Source organism: Acinetobacter sp. Ver3, assembly GCF_000632455.1.
Taxonomy (GTDB): Bacteria; Pseudomonadota; Gammaproteobacteria; order Pseudomonadales; family Moraxellaceae; genus Acinetobacter.
The window spans coordinates 35,769-58,606 of record NZ_JFYL01000011.1 but is presented as its reverse complement, the minus strand read 5'-3'; the positions used below and the strand labels follow the sequence as shown (position 1 = coordinate 58,606).

The window sequence follows — 22,838 nt, the reverse complement described above, 5'->3', positions numbered from 1 at the left end:
TTAAAAATAGGCATAAGCCAGATATAAACAATGAAGAAAATGGTAGTGAATCATGAATGAGGCTGTTCCCTCAGTTGTTGCGATAGACATTGGGACACATAAAGTTTCAGTTCTAATTGGTAAAGTGCATGCGCCGGATAATATCCAGGTCATCGGTATGGCGACTGCGCGAAATAAAGGCATGAACAAAGGAAAAATTGTTAGCCTTGAAAAAGTGATCTCTGCGATTAAGAATGCGGTACAAGAAGCAGAAGATATGGCGGAGTGTCGTGTGCATTCAGCATGGGTATCGATCCCGAGTACAGAACTGCAAAGTGCTTATGCGACAGGCCGGACACCGATTTCTAATCCAGAACGCACCATTACGACTTCAGAAGTGGTTAAAGCTTTAGAAATGGCAAAAGCCAGTCATTTAACTTCTGATCATTATCTTGCAAGTGCAGTCCCATTGGGTTTTGAGTTGGATGATTCACCTGAGTGGGTGCATAATCCAATTAACCTTTCAGCAAATAGCATGACGGCGCATTATCAACTCATGATGCTACCAATCAGCACCATGCAAAATTTAGATCGTGCAATGAAAGGCGCCAATATTTTTGTCGAAAAGATGGTGATTTCATGTTTAGCAACGGCTGAAGGTGCATTGCTGAAAGATGAAAAAGAGTATGGTGTATGCTTATTGGATATTGGAGCTGGTACAACCAATATTGCAGTTTATATTGAAGGTCATTTAGTGCTAGCACACACCATTCAACGTGGTGGTGAAAATGTAACGCGTGATATCGCCGCAGTATTGCAAACGACGACCGAAGAAGCTGAACGACTCAAATTGCTTTACGGTTGTGTTGATTTACAGCAAGTCAAACCTGAACATATGATCGAGTTTGAAGCGATCGATGGTCCTCAAGCGATCAGTCGGATTGAGCTATCAGAGATTATTATTGCACGTTACGAAGAAATTCTTTCTATGGTGCGTGATGAGTTACAACAACGTGGTGCGCTACAAAGTTTATATCACGGTGTAGTTTTAAGTGGTGATGCATGCCAGATTGAGGGTATGATCACATTATCACGTCGTATGTTGGGTGTTTCTGCTCATTTAGGCAACCCTCCGCTACAAGTATATGCGGATGATCAACATTTACCTGCATTAAGACGTTCAATGTATTCTACCGCAACAGGACTGCTGTTATTTAGTCAAAGCGATTTACAAGAATCGGTTGAGCAACCTGAAGAAGTGAATAAGCGTCCATTATTAGAGCGCATAGCGAATGGTTGGAATGCGTTTAATAACAAATTGAAAGGTATTTTTTAAGTTTAGTTTTTAAGGGAGTATTGTTTGCAACTTGTAAGAGCAACTTCATGTGCTTGACAAGAATGTGATTGCAACGCATCCTAAAAACAAATTTTTATTATTGAAGATCAAGGCAGTATACGGGCTTAAGTGACTGCCAAATTTATTAGGAAAAGTTAAGGTCATGGCTTCATTTGAATTTTTAGAAGATGAACAAACCGATAATAACGGTCAAGCCCGTTTTACTGTGTTTGGTGTTGGTGGCGGTGGTGGTAATGCCGTACAACACATGGTGCAATCTGATATCAAAGGCGTGAAATTTGTTTGTGCAAATACAGATAAACAAGCTTTGGATCGTATGAATGCGCCATTCAAAATCCAATTGGGCCAACAAAGTACGCGTGGACTAGGTGCAGGAGCAAATCCTGATGTCGGTCAAATTGCAGCAGAAGAAAGTCGCGAATTAATCCGTCAGCATCTGGAAGGTGCAGATATGGTATTTGTTACTGCCGGCATGGGTGGTGGTACTGGTACTGGTGCAGCACCAGTCGTGGCTGAAATAGCACAAGAAATGGGTATTTTGACGGTTGGTGTTGTCACCACTCCATTTAACTTCGAGGGTCGTCGTCGTCAACGTTCTGCTGAAAAAGGGATCGAAGAACTTGAAAAGCATGTTGACTCATTGATTATCATTCCAAACCAACGCCTACTTAGCGTTTATGGTGATATCTCAATGCAAGATGCTTATCGCAAAGCGGATGATGTCTTGCTTAACGCGGTACGAAGTATCTTTGATTTAGTTGTGCGTCCTGGTCATATCAACCTTGACTTCGCCGATTTAAAAACAGCGATGAGCACACGCGGTTATGCGATGATGGGTGAAGGTAAGAGTAGCGGTCCAGATCGTGCTGAAGATGCAGCGCGTCTTGCGATTCGCAGTCCGTTGCTTGACAACGTAAATATTATGAACGCGAAGGGTGTTTTAATTAATATCACTGGCGGTAATGATGTTACCTTGCGTGAAACTGAAATTATCACAGATGTTGTCAATCAAATTGTTGATCTGGATGAAGGTGAAGTCTTCTTTGGTACAGTATTTGATCCAGATGCGCGTGATGAAATCCGTGTTACAGTGATTGCGACAGGTTTAACTCGTAATGCGAATGAAACAGAAGTGAAGCGCCGTGCGCCAGTGAGTGTAAACCCATCAGTTGGTGGACAAGCTGCTGCTTTGGATGAAGATGATGTTCCAGCAATCAGTAAACGTCAGAATCAAGAGAGTGTAGCCCCTGAGCCTTCTGCAGCGCCTCGATCTGCACCAATGAGCATTCAAGATTATCTTAAAAATCAACAGCGTAAATAACATGTAACATAATGTGTTTACGATGATCAAACAGAAAAGGTGGCGCTTATGCCACCTTTTTGATTTTTATCAATGGCTAAATGTGCTAACGTATACTAGATTTTAGATGAATATTGAAGAAACATGTTGAAACAACGCACCCTGAAACGAGTCGTGAAAGCGAGTGGTATCGGATTACACAGTGGGCAAAAAGTAATGATTAACTTTGTACCACATGTAGCTGATGGGGGTATTGTTTTTCGTCGTATTGATTTAAATCCGCCCGTAGATATCCCTGCTAATGCGATGCTGATTCAAGAAGCATTTATGTGTTCAAATTTGGTACAAGAAAATGCCAAAGTTGGGACTATCGAACATATTATGAGTGCGATTGCAGGTCTTGGTATTGATAATCTGATTATTGAAGTATCAGCTTCAGAAGTTCCAATTATGGATGGAAGCGCCGGTCCATTTATCTATTTACTCATGCAAGGTGAGTTGATGGAGCAAGAAGCGCCTAAAAAATTTATAAAAATATTAAAGCCTGTAGAAGCATTAATTGACGATAAGCGCGCTATTTTTAATCCGCATGATGGTTTTCAACTTAATTTTACGATTGATTTCGATCACCCAGCCTTTGCCAAAGAATATCAGTCTGCCAGTATTGATTTCTCAACGGAAACATTTGTTTATGAAGTCAGTGAGGCACGTACTTTCGGCTTTATGAAAGATTTGGATTATCTTAAGGCGAATAATTTAGCTTTGGGTGCTAGTTTAGAGAATGCAATTGGTGTTGATGATTCAGGTGTCGTGAACGAAGAAGGCTTACGATTTGTTGATGAATTTGTACGTCATAAAATATTAGATGCGGTGGGTGATCTTTATTTACTCGGACATCAAATTATTGCGAAGTTTGATGGTTACAAATCTGGACATGCACTCAATAATCAACTGCTTCGCAATGTTCAGAGTGATCCATCTAATTATGAAATTGTAACATTTGATGACGAAAAGTCTTGTCCAATTCAATATGTAAGTGTGATCTAAGTCATTGTCTTCAGGTTAAATGTTATAGTGTAACATTGTTAAGTGTGACTTAATTTGCCTTTAAAATAGTGAATGACGTTTAAATCAAATGGTCCTGTTACTTTTTATTGCTTGCCAAACGTATCATAGCTTGGCTAAGCTTAGGATCGTTCACAAAACTAGCAGCGTTGAGTAACATTTCTTGCGTTGTCGGACATAAAGAAGTTTTGGAATTTTCAGTTTGTGTTTGGGGAATTTCTTTTTTTGCTCGAAGACGAACTTGGATTTTTTGTAAATCTTTGAGTTCAGGGATTTGTGATAACTGAGAAATATACTGTTTTTGAAGGTAACCGAGTTGACTAATCATGGCTTGATTTTCACCGGTGATGGTCAAAATACCGTATTGATAACAGACAACTTGCCATTGTTCATTTTTGGGCAATAGCGGTTGAATTAATTTTGTAAGTCTCTGCCAGTCAGCAACTTGCTTTGTGAGAAACGATAAGTTTCCTGTTTTTATGTGTTGTCTTGTTTGTTGAAACATATTTTTTGGTTCTGACATACATTGTTCCTACATTGTTTTGTCTTAATCTTAAACGCTTGTTTCTTTCGATATCAAGGAAGAGATCACACAAGAGACTTGAGTAAGAACAGTTTAATGAGGTTTATATGTATACGCGACGTATTTTATTAGCGTTTTCTTTAGCAGCTTCAGCAGCTTCGGTTGCATTTGCAGATTTAGTTCAATTAGATGCCACACAAGCCTCCAATTCTGATCGATTGGAAGAGTTAACAAGAACACTATCACAAGGTTCTTATAGTCATCCTGATGACATGGACATTCCAGCGACAGCACAAGTCGATGTGAAAGTTCGAGCAAAGGCGGATCCAATCGAATTAAATAATGCGCTGCTTAATAGTAAATACCCTGCTCAAAAAACTACGACGACAAGTTCAAATCGTTACTCTTCAAATAATGCATATTCATGGTTAGTGACCCACCCACTTCCAAGTGGTCGTGTCAGTTCAAATTATGGCGGCCGAACAATGGGCGGACGTGCTGAAAACCATTCTGGTTTGGATCTTGCGGCACCAACAGGAACTCCAATATATGCAACTGGTCCAGGAATAGTGACTAAATCAGGTTGGGGCACAGGTTATGGTCAATATGTCGAAATCAACCACGGTAATGGGTATATCACACGATATGCACATGCTTCACGCTTAATTGCTAAAGTAGGTGATAAAGTCACTGCTGGTGAGCATATTGCCAATGTAGGTTGTACTGGACGCTGTACTGGTCCTCACTTACATTATGAAGTGGTCAAAGATGGTCAGCGTAAAAATCCTTCAACTTACCTAGCGATGTTGCCTTAATTAATTATCAAACCTCATTAATACACATCCATTGTTAAGTCATTTGAATAAATCGCCAAGCATAGTCTTGGCGATTTTCGTTTTTGCAGTCAGGTCACCTGACTAAATTCAAGATTAAAATAAAGCTTTGTATAAAAAAACAGCAGAATTGGCGTTTTAGTGTTAATTTGTGTAATAAATGGTCAAGTACTATTTATTATCGAAATATTATTCTAATGTCGTATTCATTTATAGCCATAACTGCGTATCGCGAAAATATGTTAAATATAGGGCATACAAATAGGCATGAATATAGGTGTAATATGGCGTATTACGGTGATACCGACGCACAAGAAACCCAAGAGTGGCAGGACGCTTTTGACTCTGTTTTACAGCATATGGGGACGGAAAGAGCAGCCTTTCTTCTTGAAAAACTGTATCAACGTGCGATTGCGAAACATGTTCCCATTCAGCGTCTAAATACTCCTTACTTAAATACGATTTCAGTAGAAGAGCAACCTGCAATGCCTGGTGATCCAGATATGGAGCGCCGAATTCGTGCTTTGATTCGTTGGAATGCTTTAGCAATGGTGCTTCGCGCCAATAAAACAGGCGACGATCTTGGTGGTCACTTAGCCAGCTTTGCATCTTCTGCAACTTTATATGATGTTGGCTTTAACCATTTCTTCCGTGCCAACAGTGATAACTTCGGCGGTGACATGATTTATTATCAAGGTCACTGTGCACCAGGGATTTATGCGCGTTCATTTTTGGAAGGTCGTTTAACTGAAGAGCATCTGAACAATTTCCGTCGTGAAGTTGATGGTATTGGTTTACCTTCGTACCCACATCCGTACTTAATGCCAGACTATTGGCAGTTCCCAACGGTATCGATGGGTCTAGGTCCAATCATGTCCATTTATCAAGCACATATTCAAAAGTACTTGATGAACCGCGGTTTGATTAAAGAAGAAGATCGTAAGGTTTGGGCTTATCTCGGCGATGGTGAGATGGATGAACCAGAAAGTACTGGTGCAATCTCGTTGGCAGGTCGTGAAAAGCTAGACAACTTGGTTTGGGTTGTAAACTGTAACTTGCAACGTTTAGATGGTCCAGTTCGTGGTAATGGTAAGATCATCCAAGAACTTGAGTCTTTATTCCGTGGTGCAGGTTGGCGCGTGATTAAAGTAGTATGGGGTCGTCATTGGGATCCACTACTTGCTAAAGATGAATCTAGTGCGCTTAAAGCCATTATGGAAGAAGCTGTAGATGGTGATTATCAGCGTTATCAAGTGAAAGGTGGTGCTTATACACGTGCACACTTCTTTGGTAAATATCCTGAAGCTGAAGAGTTAGTTAAACACTTAAGTGATGAAGATATCGATAATTTAAATCGTGGCGGTCACGATCCTTACAAAGTATATGCTGCTTATGCAGAAGCCATGAAATCTACAGGTCAGCCAACGGTTATTCTCGCGAAAACTGTTAAAGGTTACGGCTTATCTGAAGAAATTGAAGCGGTCAATAAAACGCATCAAATCAAGAAAATGCAACTTGAATCGCTTAAATATGTACGTAATCGTTTCAACTTGCCATTTACCGATGAGCAACTTGAAGAAGTTCCATTTTATCGCCCAAGTGAAAACTCGCCTGAAATTAAGTATATGAAGGCTCGCCGTGAGGCATTAGGTGGTTACTTACCAGCACGTCGTAAAGAGAGCGAATCTTTAGCGATTCCTGAGTTGTCTGTATTTGATGCAGTGTTAGCTGGTTCTAATGGTAAGCAACAATCAACGACCATGGTGATGGTACGTTTAATCTCTGCACTACTGAAAGAAAAAGCAATTAAAGACCGTGTGGTACCAATTGTTCCAGATGAGGCGCGTACTTTCGGTTTAGAAGGGATGTTCCGTCAATTGGGCATTTATGCCGCGCACGGTCAAAAATATACCCCTGAAGATCAAGAGCAGTTGATGCATTACCGTGAAGCGAAAGATGGTCATATGCTTCAAGAGGGGATCAATGAAGCAGGTGCGATGAGTGCTTGGGCTGCTTTAGGAACAAGTTATTCAACCAATAACCTTCCTATGATCCCGATGTACATGTATTACTCAATGTTTGGCTTCCAACGTATTGGTGATATTGCATGGGCGGCAGGTGATGCACAGGCGCAAGGTTTCTTATTGGGTGCAACTGCTGGTCGTACTACGCTGAATGGTGAAGGTCTACAGCATCAAGATGGTCACTCACATATTCTTGCGAATACGATTCCAAATTGTATTTCTTATGATCCATGTTTCGGATATGAACTTGCGGTGATTGTACATGACGGTCTAAAACGCATGTATGTGGATCAGGAGCGTGTGTTCTATTACTTAACTGTAATGAATGAGAACTATGAGCATCCAGCGATGCCACAAGGTGCTGAAGAAGGCATTAAACGTGGTATGTATTTACTTGAGGAAGATGAAAAAGCCACAGTTCAGCTTTTAGGTTCAGGTGTAATTCTGCGTGAAGTGATTAAAGCGGCTCAAATCTTACGTGATGAATATCAAATTCATTCGAATGTCTATAGCGTAACAAGCTTTAATGAGCTTGCACGTGATGGTATGGCGTGCGAAGAATATAATCGTTTACATCCACTTACTGAAGATGTGAGAGAAGCATGGGTGTCGAAGCAGTTGCGTGGTACGAAAGGTATCGTCGTTTCTGCAACTGATCATATGCGTGCTTACAGTGAGCAAATTCGCGCTTACCTTCCAGATAATCGTCCATTTGTAGCATTAGGTACAGACGGTTATGGTCGCTCAGATACACGTGCAAAACTTCGTAGCTACTTTGGTGTAGATGCTGCGCATATTGTGGTTGCGACATTGAAGAAACTTGCTGACGAGGGTGAAGTAGATGCGCGTCTAGTTAAGGATGCGATTTCTAGCTTTGAATTAGATACTGACCGTCCAGTCGCTTGGGCACCTCAAACAACGCCTGAACTTCACGCTGTAGCTGACTACAAAGAGGAGAACTAAGCATGCAAATTACGACTCCTGATATTGGTGTAGATAAAGCCACAGTGGCTGAAATTTTGGTCAAAGTGGGTGATACGATTAGTGTCGATGACAGCATTGTTTTGTTGGAGTCTGACAAAGCATCTGTTGAAGTGCCAAGCACTTCAGCAGGTGTGGTGAAAAGTATTCTGGTGAGCCTTGGTGACGAAGTTGCTGAAGGTGCGGCTTTGGTAGAGCTTGAAGCGGAGGGGCAAACGTCATCTGAAGCACCTACAGCACAAGTTGAAGAATCGAAAGCACAAGCTCACGCAGAACCTGTAGCCCAATCTCAAGCGGAAGCGCCTAAAGCAGCATCAACGGCGTCTGAAACCGTTGATGTACAAGTACCAGACATTGGTGTTGAAAAAGCCACTGTGGGTGAGATCTTGGTTGCGGTTGGCGACGAAATTGATGCCGATCAAAGTATCATTGTCGTTGAGTCTGACAAAGCGACAGTTGAAGTTCCAAGTGCTGTTGCGGGTACAGTTGAATCGATTGAAATTTCAGTCGGTGATACAGTGAAAGAAGGTGTTGTGATTCTGAAAGTGAAAACAGCAGCTTCAGCATCAACCGCGGCGCAATCTTCTGCAGAAACTACACCGACGACTGTTCCATCTGCAGAGGCACCACCTGCAGAATCAACAAAAGCGACAGTTGCTTCAGCGCCAGCAGGTAAAATTGAGATTGCTGTCCCTGACTTAGGTGTAGACAAAGCTGCTGTAGCTGAAATTTTAGTGGCTGTTGGTGATAAGGTTGAAAAAGACCAAAGCATCATTGTGGTTGAATCAGATAAAGCGACCGTTGAAGTACCAAGTACCACCACAGGTGTGATTACCGCAATTCATATTGAATTGGGTCAAAATGTGTCTGAAGGTGTGGCTTTAGTCACGATTGAAGCTGAAGGTCAAGCAACCCCAGTTACAGAAGCCCCTGTATCAGCACCAGTGACTACAAAAGCGGAAGCACCAAAAGCTGCCCCTGCGCAAGCAGCGGTTGCTCCTGTACAAACAGCAGCCCCTTCAGCAGATAAACTGACCAAAGAGCAAAATGCAGCAAATGCCAAAGTATATGCTGGTCCTGCGGTACGTAAGTTGGCGCGTGAGCTTGGTGTTGTGTTGGCAGAAGTCAAAGCTTCTGGTCCACATGCACGCTTAATGAAAGAAGACATCTTTGCGTATGTGAAAACACGTTTAACTGCACCAGCACCTGTAACTGCTGCACCGACAGTTGCTGCACCAGCAGGATTGCCTAAATTACCAAGTTTTGATGCCTTTGGTGGTGTAGAAGAAAAAGCGTTAACACGTTTACAGCAAGTGTCTATTCCACAGTTGTCATTGAACAATTATATCCCGCAAGTGACCCAATTCGATGCGGCAGATATTACGGAACTTGAAACATGGCGAAATGAGCTTAAAGGCAACTTTAAGAAAGAAGGCATTAGCCTGACCATTATGGCATTCATCATCAAAGCTGTAGCGCATTTGCTAAAAGAAGAACGTGAGTTTGCAGGTCACTTGTCTGATGATGGCAAAACCGTATTACTGCGTAAAGAAATCCATATGGGCATTGCTGTTGCCACACCAGATGGTTTAACAGTGCCTGTGCTACGTAATCCAGATCAAAAATCAATTAAGCAAATCGCAGTTGAACTCGGTGAGTTAGGTCAAAAAGCACGTGATAAGAAATTGTCACCGAAAGATCTGCAAGGTGCCAACTTCACGATTTCAAGCCTAGGCGCAATTGGTGGTACGGCATTCACTCCGCTTGTCAACTGGCCGCAAGTGGCAATCTTGGGTATTTCACCTGCAACGATGCAACCTGTGTGGAATGGACAAGGTTTTGATCCACGTTTAATGCTTCCATTGTCATTGTCTTATGACCATCGTGTCATTAATGGTGCTGATGCTGCTCGCTTTACTAATAAACTGACGAAGCTGGTTAAAGATATTCGTACATTGCTCATTTAAATATTTTTAACGTATTTTGTCTGCAGAATCAAAACCTCACTTCGGTGGGGTTTTTATTTGTAAAAACAAAAAGCCAGGCTTATAATGGATAAACTTCATTGGGGAGTAGCCGCTGTTCTGCAATAGAACAGGTGATGGTCAACATATTTGCTCTAAAACGAGCATGGTCATCATAGCAAAGAACCAAATGAGCTCTATTTGAGCTTTCTTTTGTTGGCAAGACCTTTGATTTACCATTCTGCGGATTTTTGGCTAGCAGGGATGGTGGGTCATTGGTATTTGTTATGCTAGCCAGAGAAAGACATCATGTATGAATTCCTTCTGTCTACAGGTATCGTCGCACTAGCTGAAATGGGTGATAAAACCCAATTGTTAGCTTTACTTCTTGCTGCACGCTTTCGTAAACCCGTTCCAATCTTAATTGCTATTTTGTTAGCGACAATTGTCAATCATGGAGTTTCCGCTGCTCTAGGACAATGGGTTACAACAATTTTAAGTCCCGAGATCCTCATGTGGATTCTAGCAATAGGATTTATTGCTATGGCTGCTTGGATGCTGGTCCCTGATGAACTAGAGGATGAGTCAGGAAGTATTCAAAAATGGCAAAAATTTGGCGTTTTTGGAGCGACGTTTATTTTATTTTTCTTGGCTGAAATTGGCGACAAAACGCAGATTGCGACAGTGGCACTTGCTGCACGTTTTGACAGTATCTGGTGGGTGATGGCTGGAACGACATTAGGTATGATGATCGCTAATGCGCCGGCAGTATTTATTGGTGATAAATTGGCGAATCGATTACCTATCTCCTTGATTCACAAAATTGGCGCAATAATTTTCCTTGTCATTGGTGTGGGCACTTTAGTGCAACATTATTGTTTATAAATGGTTGTATACGCATAAAGATCTGAATCTTCAAAAGATTTAGTTTATTTATAAATAGTATTGAAATAATGCACCATGAAAGTGATTCATAATGGTGCATTTTTTTAATGGAAGTTATTGATTAGTAAATAAATATAATAAAAAAATCTTGTTTTTGAAATTAAGTTTTTTAGGATTTCGTCACTAAAAAATTATTTTTAAGAGATTTAAAAATGCTCTCTCAGATTTCTGCACAGGATGCGTGTTTAAGTTGTGGTGCTTGTTGTGCCTATTTCCGTGTTTCATTTTATGGTGCGGAAGCGATGAACATCCCTACCGAGATGGTTGAGGATATTAACCCTGTATATGCTTGTATGGTGGGGACGAATCAAACTAACCCGCGATGCGTTGCTCTAGAAGGAGAAATAGGGAAGCAGGTCTCTTGCTCGATCTATACGGTTCGCAGTTCATCGTGTAGAGAGGTCCAAGCCGGAGATGCGCAATGTGCCAAAGCTCGACAAGCCCATCATCTGATCCCATTAATTGATATTGAAATTGTTCCATCGTCGAATGATGAGGATTACGATCAGGTCAGTTAATTTGAATGATTTAAAATATGCTTCTGTTTTATATGCTCTTATTATGATTTTTTTGGATAATAAATTGCATGAAAATAGGAGTGATGGGTAAATTTCATAAAATTGTCGATAATAAGAAATGAAATTTACCTTAAAATTTGTATATAATGGCGCACGGAAATTACCAGTGAGACTGTTATGTTGACCATCGTTCAAGACGCGTTAACTTTTGATGATGTCCTATTACTCCCTGCCTACTCTACTGTTCTCCCAAAAGATGTCTCTCTAAAGACACGTTTAACTCGCGGCATTAATTTGAATATCCCTCTTGTGTCTGCAGCAATGGATACGGTGACTGAATCCCGTATGGCAATTGCAATGGCACAAAATGGCGGTATTGGTATCCTTCATAAAAATATGGATATTGCAGCGCAAGCTGCTGAAGTACGCCGTGTGAAAAAATTCGAAGCAGGCATGGTGAAAGATCCAATTACAGTAACCCCTGAAACGACTGTGCGTGAGTTAATCGCAATTACGCAAGCGAACAATATCAGCGGTGTGCCAGTGGTGAAAGATGGCAAAGTAGTTGGTATTGTGACAGGTCGTGATACACGCTTTGAAACTAATCTTGAACAGCCAGTAAGCAACATCATGACTGGTCAAGATCGTTTGGTCACCGTTCGCGAAGGTGAATCGAAAGAAAACATTCAGGCACTTCTCCAAAAAAATCGCATTGAGAAAGTGATTGTTGTTGGCGAAAACAACGAACTAAAAGGTTTAATCACTGTAACAGATTTTAATAAGGCTGAGCTTTATCCAAATAGCTGTAAAGATGACTTAGGTCGTTTACGTGTGGGTGCTGCAGTTGGTACAGGTGTTGAAACTCCAAGCCGTGTTGAAGCATTGGTTGATGCGGGTGTTGACGTGATTGTAGTCGATACTGCACATGGTCACTCTGCTGGTGTTATCGAGCGCGTACGTTGGGTTAAAGCCAACTACCCACAAGTTCAAGTCATTGGCGGTAACATTGCGACTGGCGATGCTGCATTGGCTTTACTTGATGCAGGCGCAGATGCTGTGAAAGTAGGTATCGGTCCTGGTTCAATCTGTACGACTCGTATTGTTGCAGGTATTGGTATGCCACAAATTTCGGCGATCGATTCTGTTGCTAACGCACTGAAAGATCAAATTCCATTGATCGCAGACGGTGGTATCCGCTTCTCAGGTGATATGGCAAAAGCGATCGGTGCAGGTGCAAGTACGATTATGGTGGGTTCTTTACTTGCTGGTACTGAAGAAGCACCAGGTGAAGTTGAATTCTTCCAAGGTCGTTATTACAAAGCTTACCGTGGCATGGGTTCATTGGGTGCAATGGCGGGTGCAACAGGTTCTGCGGATCGTTATTTCCAAGACTCTAAAGCAGGTGCTGAGAAGTTGGTTCCAGAAGGTATTGAAGGCCGCGTACCTTACAAAGGGCCAATGGGCAACATCGTGCATCAAATGATGGGTGGTTTACGTTCATCTATGGGTTATACAGGCTCTGCAGTGATTGAAGATCTTCGTCAAAATGCGAAATTCGTGAAAATCACGTCTGCGGGTATGTCTGAATCACACGTTCACGATGTGACCATTACTAAAGAAGCACCGAATTACCGTGTTGGTTAATTGCCTGTTATAAAACAAATTTTTAAAAAAAACCGTCATGTAAATGACGGTTTTTTTATTTTGGTGTAAAGTGGTGCGCATTGAAAAAGGATGATGTTAATCACCCGCTAAGAAGTGAGAGAATGAATGAGTTATTTTGGTACTGATGGTATTCGTGGGAAATTCGGTGTATTTCCAATCACACCTGAGTTTGCACTCAAATTAGGGTTTGCTGCGGGTAAAGTACTTAAGCGTAGAACAAAAAGAAATAAACCGATTGTGGTGATGGGCAAAGATCCTCGTTTATCAGGTTATATTTTAGAAGCGGCTTTACAATCGGGTTTAAACGCAGCTGGTGTTTATGTGCATTTATTGGGTCCATTACCTACGCCTGCCATTGCTCATTTAACTCGTGCTTTGCATGCCAGTTTAGGGATTGTCATCTCAGCTTCACATAACCCTTATCATGATAATGGCATTAAGTTTTTTTCTTCAGAAGGAAAAAAATTACCAGACGAGTTTCAAGATGAGATTAATGCTGAACTCGAGAAAGATATTGTCATTGATGATATTGCGAGTCTAGGAAAAAGTGTGCGTGTTGATGATGCTCCAGGTCGTTATATTGAATTTTGTAAATCAACGTTCCCATACCATTATGATTTAAACAATTTAAAGATTGTCGTCGACTGTGCCAATGGAGCAGCATATAACGTGGGTCCTGCGGTATTCCGTGAGCTCGGTGCCAAAGTGATTGCGATTCATAATGAACCGAATGGTTTGAATATTAACCAAGGCTGTGGCTCAACTCATCCTGAGAGTTTGCAAGCTGCTGTTGTTGAGCATCAAGCAGATTTGGGTATTGCATTTGATGGCGATGCAGATCGTGTCATTCTAGTGGATCAGAATGGAAAGCTGATTGATGGCGATCATATTCTATATATCTTGGCGACACAAAGTGCCAATAAACCAGCCGGTATTGTCGGTACGCTCATGAGCAATATGGCACTTGAATTAGCACTTGAAAAAGCAGAAGTTCCACTGCTACGTGCCAAAGTTGGTGACCGTTATGTATTGCAAGGTTTAGAGGAAAACGGTTGGGTTATTGGTGGTGAACCTTCAGGTCACATTTTAACTCTAGACAAGAGCACCACAGGTGATGCGATTATTGCAGCCCTACAAGTCTTAACTGTCATGGTTGAACAGAAGAAAGCATTGCATGAGTTGGTTGCTGACTTTAAATTACTGCCAAACGTGCTTGTAAATGTCCGTTTAGATGCAATGTTTGATCCATACTCAGTACCTGCATTGGCTGCAGAATTTGCCAAAGCCGAAGCGCAACTTAAAGGTCGTGGTCGATTACTGATTCGTAAGTCAGGGACTGAACCTGTAATTCGTGTGATGGTTGAAGGTGATAATCTTCAAGAAGTGACTGCACTGGCACATGCTTTGGCAGATGCTGTACGTGCTAATGCAGCAGCTTAATCGGGGATTGACTCATGAGTGATTTGATTAAAGATCTCAGTGAACTGCGCCTAAATTATCAAAAAGGCGAATTACATGAGGATCAAGTGAATGCTGATCCACATGAACAGTTTCTATTGTGGTTTAACCATGCGTTAGAAGCTCAGCTTCACGAACCGTATGCCATGTCATTGGCTACGGCAAATGCTGAGGGTAGACCGCACGTACGTACCGTATTACTTCGAGGTGCGGATGAAAATGGTTATGCGTTTTATACCAATTATGACAGCCAAAAAGGACTCGACTTAGTAGCCAATCCTTATGCGCAAATTCTGTTTTATTGGGCTGAACAAGAACGCCAAGTTCGCATTTCAGGTCGAGTGGTAAAAATTTCAGAACAAGAATCCGCTGATTATTACCATAAGCGCCCGCGTGATAGCCAAATTGCAGCGCATATTAGTACCCCACAAAGTGGTGTGATTGCGAGCCGTGACGAGCTACAGCAACGCTTTAATGAATTGCATGAGCGTGTGGCAGATCAACAGACTTTAGATAAGCCTGATTTCTGGGGTGGTTACCGTATAGAGCCAGATTATTATGAGTTCTGGCAAGGTCGCCCAAACCGTTTGCACGACCGTTTGTGTTATGAAAAAATCGACGGTGCGTGGAAATTACAACGATTGATGCCCTAAATGCCAAAACTTGAAATCAAGCAACGTCCATTTTTAACACGCCCTGAAAACTTTCAGGGTGTGCCTTCATTTGTTGCCGAAATTTTGGCACGTCGAGGCGTTGAATCTGAACAAGAACTAGAACTGAAATTAAAATACTTATTAGCGCCAACCATGAAGGGTTTGGATGCTGCAATTCAGTTGATCGACCAAGCCATTGATCAACACAAAAAAATTGTGATTGTCGGGGACTATGATGCTGACGGTGCGACCAGTACAACATTGATGATGCTTGCACTATGTGACATGGGGGCAGATGTTGATTATTTAGTCCCTGATCGCTTTAAGTATGGCTATGGTTTGACACCTGCTATAGCAGATCTTGCGTTTGCCAACTTTACGCCTGATTTGTTGATTACGGTTGACAATGGTATTTCAAGTCATGATGGAGTTAAGCAAGCCCAAGATCATGGCATGCAAGTGATTATTACTGATCACCATCTCACAACCAAGCCAACGCCTATGGCTGAGGCAGTGGTGAATCCGAATCAACTCGGTTGTGAGTTTCCAAGTAAAGCTTTGGCAGGAGTAGGAGTTGCCTTTTATGTGTTGGCGAATTTATCTAGTCATCGTAAAAAAATGGGCAAGTCTTTTGCACAAATGATCAGCTATTTGGATTTGGTTGCGCTTGGGACCTATGCCGATGTTGCCAGTTTGGACTATAACAACCGAATCTTAATCGACAGTGGTCTAAAGCGGATTAAACAAGGATTATGTCGCCCTGGGATTTCAGCCTTATTAGATATTGCCAAACGTGATCCTGCAGGACTGAAAGCGCAAGACTTAGGTTTTGTGATTGGACCGCGAATTAATGCGGCAGGGCGTATGGAAACCATGGACATTGGCATCGAATGTCTCTTGGCATCCGACTTGGCTACAGCATATCCTTTAGCGGAACAGCTGAATCAACTCAATGTGGAACGTCGTCAGGTAGAAGGTAAGATTAAGCAAGAAGCATTGACTGCATTAGATCAAATTCAGCTAGATAAGGATGCAATACCTGCAGCGTTAATTATGTTTGAGCCACATTGGCATCAAGGCGTGATTGGAATTGTGGCAGGACGCTTAAAAGAGCAGTTCCATCGTCCGAGTATCGTTTTTGCCCGTGATGAAGATGGCATTCATATCAAAGGTTCAGCGCGTTCAATTGAGGGAATTCATATTCGGGATGCGATTGAGCGTGTGGCTGAGCAATATCCACATATTGTCAGTCACTTTGGTGGGCATGCTGCAGCTGCAGGTCTAACCATTCAAAAAGAACATTTTGCTGAGTTTAAGCAGGTATTTGAGCAGTTGATTGCCAGTCAAGATGAAAGTCTGTTTACTGCAACCTTATGGACGGATGGGGAGTTGCCAGCTTCAGCTTTCCAAATTGAAACGGTGGACGTATTACAAAATTTAAGTCCTTGGGGGCAAAAGTTTCCTGCGCCTGTATTCGAGGGAGTATTTAAAATTTTGGATTATCGCTGGCTGAAGGATGTGCACTTGAAACTGCGTGTAGCTTTAGAAAATGGTCAAGTGGTAGAGGCAATCGCCTTTAACGCAGCAGATAAATATCAGTTTGATCCGATGCTCAATGAAATTCGCTTGGTCTATGAGCTGGATAAAAATACCTTTAATGGCAATACCAGTTTACAAATGCGCATTGTACATATGCATCAATAAAAAAACCGCTCATCAGAGCGGTTTTTAGCACTCAAAGATCAGAAGCGGTATGCACCACGTATAGCAAAGGTATTACCGTCATCTGCAAAACCAATTCGACCTTCGACACTTACTTGCTGATTGAAGAATTTTTTAGCATTTACACCAAATTCATCAAAAGATCCGCCGTTGAAATCTTGATTGAAATAGTCGACACCCACGCTGAGTGTTTTATCAATGTAATAATCGCCTCTTAAAGAGAACTCGTCTAAATCACCAAATGCAGCACCAGCCTCTAAATTCACATCGTTTGCGCCAATTTGAGTGACATATTTTGCTCGAATAGTAGGGTCAATGCCATCATCATAATCATGATCCCAACCACGTAAACCAGCTGCGACCAATAAAGATGGTGCTAAGAAATAACCAGCTTCAACTTTATAGAAAGTTATATCAAAGTCGGGAGTATTCGGAGCTTTTTCAGTTTCCTGAGAAATATTGGCATTTAGATAGAAATCAGTGTTTGGAACAAAATATTCAACTCCAACACCATAATTCCAATATTCGTTTACATCAAAGTCGTCATAAGACACTTGTGCATTCACGTTGCTTGAACGATTTAAAAATGCAGCTTCGTTTAATGGAGAGTTCTTGATTTGAACAGGATTAAAATAATATGTGCCATCAAGCGCAAAACCTGCAGAATTGCTACCATTATCAGGATCGATCAATTTGGCTGTAGCCCCAACTTCAGCTTGATACGCATGTGCAGTTCCTAAGCTTGCAATAAGTGCAGTCGCAAGTGTAATTTTTTTAAACATATATTGACTCTCTTTGTTATAGAAATATGACTGTTTTGTGACAGCTAGTTTCTATTGTAAGAACAAAAGGGGATGAGTCAATGTACATAAAATGACATTCCATCAGGTTTTTGCACAAAAAAAGCCCATCATTAAGATGGGCTTTTAAGAAACATTAAATCTTAATCAAGATATTAGAAGCGATATTTAGCAGCTAAACCGAATTTGTTGTAATCATTATTCGCAAGTTCACCAAAACCTACACGACCTTCTAAGCTGACTTGAGGTGTGAAGAATTTACGTGCGCTTACACCAAACTCGTTTGTATCTGCAGGACCAGTATCTTTACTATAGTAATCTACACCAACACTTAAAGTTTTATCGATGAAGTAATCAGCAGCTAGATTATATTCATCAAGGTCACCAAATGCAGCGCCAGCTTCTAAGTTGATATCTTTACCGTTAGACAATGTAGTTACATATTTAGCACGTAATGTTGGGTCAACACCATCATCATAGTCGTTATCGTAACCCTTAAGACCTGCTGCAATTAATAAGCCAGGTGCAGGCAAATAACCTACTTCAGCACCATAAACTGTCTCATCAAAATCAGGTCCAATATCAAATTTACGATCATCACGACCAACATTACCGCTTACATAAAAATCAGAATTAGGTACGAAGTATTCAACACCTACGCCGTATTGATGTCTTTCATCATCACCAACTTCGCTGTATTGGTATTTCGCATTTACATTACTTGCACGATCAAGGAATGCAGCTTCAGCTAGTGGAGCATTACGTGTTTGAACTGGTTGGAAATAATAAGTACCATCAACACCAAATGAACCACTTGTACTACCATTATCAGGATCGATAAGACCTGCAGAAGCACCTACTTCAGCTTGATATGCATTTGCAGTTCCAGTTACAGCTAAAGCAGAAAGAAGCGCAGACGCGATTGCTAATTTTTTCATGGATACTTCCCCTCAATAGAGTTAGTTGTTAATACATTTTTTGTTACAAGTTCAGTGTAGGGGAAAATCATGAAGGATCAATCAAGCAAAAGTAACAGTAATGTATCTTGTGTAATTTTTATGTAAAAATAAAACTTTAAATTATTGATTTTAAAAAATAAAAAATCATGTTAATTCATGTGAAAGATAAGGTGTTTTAGTCATTTTATGTTGCTTTTCAATATGAATTGTATGCAATTTGAACGAAAGTAGCAGTTTTGGCACTGCTACTTCCCCATGTTGAATGGAATTAGAATCGATATGTTCCGTTTATATTAAACTTATCTTCATCATCACTGAATCTTAAAATACTCCCAAGAGAGAGGTTATTATTGATAAAGTATTTGCCACGTAATTGGTATTCGTCTTTATGAATTTTACTAGTGCTATTCGTATCTCGCGTATAAGCACTACCTAGGCTTAAGCGTTGAGTTAAATAATAATCCCCACCAAATGTAATCGAATCAATATCATGTCCAAAGCTACCATCCAATTCTAAATTGAGATATTGACCATTTTGGTCTAATGGGGTGACATATTTGGCTTTTAAAGCAAAAGCATTTTCATCAAAGCCTTCACCTTTATAAGCATTAATACCTGCTGCTATCAGTAAATTTTGAATAGGAGTATAACCAACGAGAGCTCTATAGGTGGTTAGATCGAAACGCTGCTTAGCATGAGATGAACCGTTTAGTGAGCTTGAGCGTGACTCCACTTTATAATGTTGACGACCGACCTCACCTGTGAAGTACAGTTGATCAATATAATATTCTCCCCCTATTGAATAGCCGTGCAGCTCTTGTTTGCTTTGCGCAACTGTTTCATTTATATACAATTTATCGTCTTTAATATGCTGAAAACTATATTTCGCTGAAACGCGATTATGGTGGCCAAGAAATGCAGCCTCATTAAGTGGTTTATTTTCAGTATCAACTGCTTTGAAGTAATAAGTACCTTCTGTTTCAAATACACCGTGATAATCAACCTTGAGACTATCATGGTCAAAATAGGTATATCCAGCATCAATTTGAGCTTGGTAGGCCATGGCTGAAGTTGTCAAAGGGAGGATGGCCAAAGCCAAATAGGTTTTGTTCATTTTCATAAGTCTCTACTTATTGTTGTAAAAATAAAGTAAGTATTTTTTAATAATTAAATGTATTGTTAATAATAACTAAACAATGGTCAAGAGAATATTGAATAAAAAAGCAAACTCTCAAGTTTTACTTGGCTGTGTTAAAATATTGGCAATTTTGATATAGACATATTTAGGATCTACACCGTGGAAATTAATCCTTATCTTCTCCAGCTAAAAGACTTGAGCGAACGTGGTCAAACACTACGGGGGTATCTTTGACTACGATCTAAAGAAAGAGCGTTTAGAGGAGGTTCTCCGCGAACTTGAAGATCCAGCAATTTGGAATGATCAAAATCGTGCCCAAGCGATGGCGAAAGAAAAAGGTGAGCTCGAAAACGTTTTAAATGTTTTAGATGGTTTAGCAACACAACTTGATGATGCACAAGCGATGCTTGATCTTGCTGTAGAAGCGGATGAAGAAGAAATGCTTGCAGATGTTCAAGCAGAACTTGATTCAGCTGAGGCTGAACTGGCTAAACTTGAATTCAGACGTATGTTTAGTAATCCAATGGATCCAAATCCTTGCTATGTCGAAATTCAAGCGGGGTCAGGTGGTACTGAAGCTCAAGATTGGGCATCTATGCTATTACGTATGTACTTACGTTGGATTGAGCGTCATGGCTTTAAAGCTGAGTTAATGGAAGAATCTGACGGTGATGTGGCTGGGATTAAATCGGCAACAATTCGTGTAGAAGGCGAATATGCTTATGGTTGGTTACGTACTGAATCAGGTGTACATCGCTTAGTTCGTAAATCACCTTTTGACTCAGGCAACCGTCGTCACACTTCATTCTCAGCGGTTTTTGTGTCTCCAGAAATTGATGACAACATTGAAATTGAGATCAATCCAGCAGATGTCCGTACGGATACATACCGCGCTTCAGGTGCAGGTGGTCAGCACATTAACAAAACAGATTCTGCCGTGCGTTTAACCCATGCACCAACTGGAATTGTGGTGGCTTGTCAGAACCAGCGTTCACAACACGCTAACCGTGATCATGCTTGGAAACAGCTTCGTGCTAAATTGTACGAATTGGAAATGAATAAGCGTAATGAAGCAGCTCAAGCACTAGAAGATTCTAAATCGGATATTGGGTGGGGGAGCCAAATTCGATCTTATGTGTTGGATGATTCACGTATTAAGGACTTACGTACTGGCGTTGAAAACTCAAACACGGGTGCCGTGTTAGATGGTGATCTTGATAAATTTATTGAAGCTAGTTTGAAACAAGGGCTTTAATCATTTTTAAAAAAAAGCAGGGCAAAAGCCCTGCTTTTTTTTGTTCTAGCACGAAGCTTGCTAGATTAAATCAGTTCAATGTTAGAATCAGAATTATTCGGCACAGTCATTCATAAACTCGATTTGTTAAATATCGTAATAATTCGATATTAATATCTATAAAAATCGATATAATGAGTTCAGCACAGTGCAGATCATTAACTTGAGTGAAATGAGATGGATACTGAAGCAATTTTTAAAGCCTTATCGAACCCGATACGCCGCCAAATTTTACAATGTTTAAAAGATCCAGAGCGCTTTATTCCACAAGATGAGTGCGTGCAAGATTTTAGTCGTGGCGTATGTGCAGGACAGATTGAAAAAATTGCAGATGTATCTCAGTCAACCATGTCTAATCATTTATCTGTTTTACAACAAGCAGGTTTGGTTCATGTTACTAAGCATGGTCAATGGTCTTATTTTTCTCGTAATGAAGCACTGATAAAAAGTTTTGCAGAACACCTTCAACAATCACTCTAACGATAATGAGTGAAGAGGATAAATGAATGACTGATTTTAGTAGCCCAGTAGTCTTTGGTGAATTAAAGCTCAAAAATCGCGTGGTTATGGCACCTTTAACGCGTAGTCGTGCGACAGATGATCGTGTACCAACAGAAATGATGGCTGAGTATTATGCGCAACGTGCAAGTAGTGGATTAATTATCTCAGAAGCGACCGTAATTTCTGAGGAGGCGAATGGCTATTTAAATACGCCAGGATTATTCACTGATGCTCAAGTGGAAGGGTGGAAGAAAGTAACCCAAGCTGTTCATGACAAAGATGGCTTAATTGTCGCTCAGCTTTGGCATGTTGGACGTGTGTCACATCCAGATTTACTGAAGGGTGATATACCCGTTTCGGCGAGTGCTGTTCAACAAGCCGGACATGTCAGTTTGTTGCGTCCGAAACGTCCTTATGTCTTGCCACGTCCATTAGAAATTTCTGAAATTCACGCGATTACAGCGCAATATAAACAAGCAGCAATTCGTGCTAAAGAGGCAGGATTTGATGGTGTGGAATTGCATGCGGCGAATGGTTATTTAATTGATCAATTCTTGCAATCGAAAACCAATCAGCGTGAAGATGAATATGGCGGCTCGGTGGAAAATCGTGCGCGTTTCTTGTTAGAAGTCGTGGATGAGCTAATTGAAGTTTGGGGTGCTGGTCGAGTAGGTGTACATTTAGCTCCTCGTGGTGATGAACACGATATGGGTGATGATGATCCACGTGAAACTTTTGGTTATGTGTTAGAACAACTCGGTCAAAGACACATTGCATTTTTCTTTACACGTGAATATTTGGCAGAAGACAGTATTAGTCAAGAATTAAAAGCGCGTGGACAAGGTATTCCTTTTATTGCCAATATGCGTTTAAGTCGAGAGGATGCTTTACAACTTCTCACTTCAGGTCAAGCTGATGCAGTGTCTTTTGGTAAAGATTATATCGCCAATCCTGATTTATATGAGCGTTTGGTACAGAATGCTCCTTTGAATGAATTAAAGTTAGAAAATATGATCGGGACGAATGTGGCTGAAGGCTATATCGATTATCCTTTTTTACAAGGAAATTGAAATTTAAGATAAGTATTTGAACCGAAAAAATTCGCAGGGTATGATCTCAACTTCGTGGTCATGCCCTATTTTTTTAAGAAAGCTCGAGG

At 40.9% G+C, this 22,838-nt stretch carries 19 protein-coding genes and 1 riboswitch; of the genes, 15 read left to right on the top strand and 4 right to left on the bottom strand.

What is annotated here, in order from left to right:
- Nucleotides 1-52 precede the first annotated feature (52 nt).
- The 3 genes from ftsA (at nucleotide 53) to lpxC (ending at nucleotide 3,683) form a co-directional block, all read left to right on the top strand.
- Nucleotides 53-1,315 carry a cell division protein FtsA gene (ftsA, locus tag CL42_RS05180; RefSeq protein ID WP_035265831.1) on the top strand — a complete coding sequence of 421 codons (1,263 nt, stop codon included), beginning with the start codon at nucleotides 53-55 and terminating at the stop codon, nucleotides 1,313-1,315.
- A gap of 163 nt (nucleotides 1,316-1,478) precedes the next feature.
- Nucleotides 1,479-2,657, top strand: coding sequence for a cell division protein FtsZ (gene ftsZ / locus CL42_RS05175; RefSeq protein WP_035265829.1), 1,179 nt, complete (start codon nucleotides 1,479-1,481; stop codon nucleotides 2,655-2,657).
- Between the two features lie 123 nt (nucleotides 2,658-2,780).
- Entirely contained in the window at nucleotides 2,781-3,683 is a 903-nt protein-coding gene (lpxC, locus tag CL42_RS05170) for a UDP-3-O-acyl-N-acetylglucosamine deacetylase (RefSeq protein WP_035265828.1), read from the top strand.
- Between the two features lie 97 nt (nucleotides 3,684-3,780).
- Here lpxC and CL42_RS05165 read toward each other — a convergent pair whose 3' ends face one another.
- Complete coding sequence (locus CL42_RS05165) at nucleotides 3,781-4,224, bottom strand: hypothetical protein (RefSeq protein ID WP_035265826.1); 444 nt, start codon at nucleotides 4,222-4,224, stop codon at nucleotides 3,781-3,783.
- Between the two features lie 107 nt (nucleotides 4,225-4,331).
- Here CL42_RS05165 and CL42_RS05160 point away from each other — a divergent pair, with 107 nt between their 5' ends.
- The 9 genes from CL42_RS05160 to recJ all read left to right on the top strand — a co-directional run bounded on the left by CL42_RS05160 (nucleotide 4,332) and on the right by recJ (nucleotide 16,969).
- Nucleotides 4,332-5,039, top strand: a complete 708-nt coding sequence (locus CL42_RS05160) for a M23 family metallopeptidase (RefSeq protein WP_035265824.1) — start codon at nucleotides 4,332-4,334, stop codon at nucleotides 5,037-5,039.
- 302 nt (nucleotides 5,040-5,341) lie between these two features.
- A complete protein-coding gene (aceE, locus tag CL42_RS05155; protein ID WP_035265822.1) occupies nucleotides 5,342-8,044 on the top strand; it encodes a pyruvate dehydrogenase (acetyl-transferring), homodimeric type in 2,703 nt (900 codons plus the stop codon).
- A 2-nt stretch (nucleotides 8,045-8,046) separates the two neighbouring features.
- Nucleotides 8,047-10,029 (top strand): 2-oxo acid dehydrogenase subunit E2, encoded by a 1,983-nt coding sequence (locus CL42_RS05150; RefSeq protein ID WP_035265819.1) that lies wholly within the window; start codon nucleotides 8,047-8,049, stop codon nucleotides 10,027-10,029.
- Nucleotides 10,030-10,117: 88 nt separating this feature from the next.
- Nucleotides 10,118-10,259: riboswitch (yybP-ykoY riboswitch) on the top strand.
- 76 nt (nucleotides 10,260-10,335) lie between these two features.
- On the top strand, nucleotides 10,336-10,911 hold the full coding sequence (locus tag CL42_RS05145; protein ID WP_035265818.1) for a TMEM165/GDT1 family protein: 576 nt from the start codon (nucleotides 10,336-10,338) through the stop codon (nucleotides 10,909-10,911).
- 212 nt (nucleotides 10,912-11,123) lie between these two features.
- A complete protein-coding gene (locus CL42_RS05140; protein ID WP_035265816.1) occupies nucleotides 11,124-11,489 on the top strand; it encodes a YkgJ family cysteine cluster protein in 366 nt (121 codons plus the stop codon).
- Nucleotides 11,490-11,666: 177 nt separating this feature from the next.
- On the top strand, nucleotides 11,667-13,133 hold the full coding sequence (gene guaB / locus CL42_RS05135; protein ID WP_035265814.1) for an IMP dehydrogenase: 1,467 nt from the start codon (nucleotides 11,667-11,669) through the stop codon (nucleotides 13,131-13,133).
- 126 nt (nucleotides 13,134-13,259) lie between these two features.
- Nucleotides 13,260-14,594, top strand: coding sequence for a phosphoglucosamine mutase (glmM, locus tag CL42_RS05130; RefSeq protein WP_035265813.1), 1,335 nt, complete (start codon nucleotides 13,260-13,262; stop codon nucleotides 14,592-14,594).
- A gap of 14 nt (nucleotides 14,595-14,608) precedes the next feature.
- Nucleotides 14,609-15,265, top strand: a complete 657-nt coding sequence (pdxH, locus tag CL42_RS05125; protein ID WP_035265812.1) for a pyridoxamine 5'-phosphate oxidase — start codon at nucleotides 14,609-14,611, stop codon at nucleotides 15,263-15,265.
- Nucleotides 15,266-16,969 (top strand): single-stranded-DNA-specific exonuclease RecJ, encoded by a 1,704-nt coding sequence (gene recJ, locus CL42_RS05120; RefSeq protein WP_035265810.1) that lies wholly within the window; start codon nucleotides 15,266-15,268, stop codon nucleotides 16,967-16,969.
- 38 nt (nucleotides 16,970-17,007) lie between these two features.
- Here the strand turns inward: recJ and CL42_RS05115 are convergent, their stop codons facing one another.
- From CL42_RS05115 to CL42_RS05105, 3 genes are all read right to left on the bottom strand, one after another.
- On the bottom strand, nucleotides 17,008-17,769 hold the full coding sequence (locus CL42_RS05115; RefSeq protein ID WP_035265808.1) for a putative porin: 762 nt from the start codon (nucleotides 17,767-17,769) through the stop codon (nucleotides 17,008-17,010).
- A gap of 173 nt (nucleotides 17,770-17,942) precedes the next feature.
- Nucleotides 17,943-18,725 carry a putative porin gene (locus CL42_RS05110; RefSeq protein WP_035265806.1) on the bottom strand — a complete coding sequence of 261 codons (783 nt, stop codon included), beginning with the start codon at nucleotides 18,723-18,725 and terminating at the stop codon, nucleotides 17,943-17,945.
- Between the two features lie 289 nt (nucleotides 18,726-19,014).
- Complete coding sequence (locus tag CL42_RS05105) at nucleotides 19,015-19,866, bottom strand: putative porin (RefSeq protein ID WP_051586529.1); 852 nt, start codon at nucleotides 19,864-19,866, stop codon at nucleotides 19,015-19,017.
- Between the two features lie 177 nt (nucleotides 19,867-20,043).
- On the opposite strand from CL42_RS05105, the gene prfB reads away from it, so the two are divergent.
- The 3 genes from prfB to CL42_RS05090 all read left to right on the top strand — a co-directional run bounded on the left by prfB (nucleotide 20,044) and on the right by CL42_RS05090 (nucleotide 22,749).
- Nucleotides 20,044-21,139 (top strand): peptide chain release factor 2 gene (prfB, locus tag CL42_RS05100; RefSeq protein WP_143047395.1). Its coding sequence is split into 2 segments (ribosomal slippage): nucleotides 20,044-20,115 and nucleotides 20,117-21,139, totalling 1,095 coding nucleotides; the frame shifts between segments, so codons are not numbered across the junction.
- A gap of 216 nt (nucleotides 21,140-21,355) precedes the next feature.
- A complete protein-coding gene (locus CL42_RS05095) occupies nucleotides 21,356-21,658 on the top strand; it encodes an ArsR/SmtB family transcription factor (RefSeq protein ID WP_035265803.1) in 303 nt (100 codons plus the stop codon).
- A 26-nt stretch (nucleotides 21,659-21,684) separates the two neighbouring features.
- On the top strand, nucleotides 21,685-22,749 hold the full coding sequence (locus CL42_RS05090; RefSeq protein ID WP_035265802.1) for an alkene reductase: 1,065 nt from the start codon (nucleotides 21,685-21,687) through the stop codon (nucleotides 22,747-22,749).
- Nucleotides 22,750-22,838: the final 89 nt, after the last annotated feature.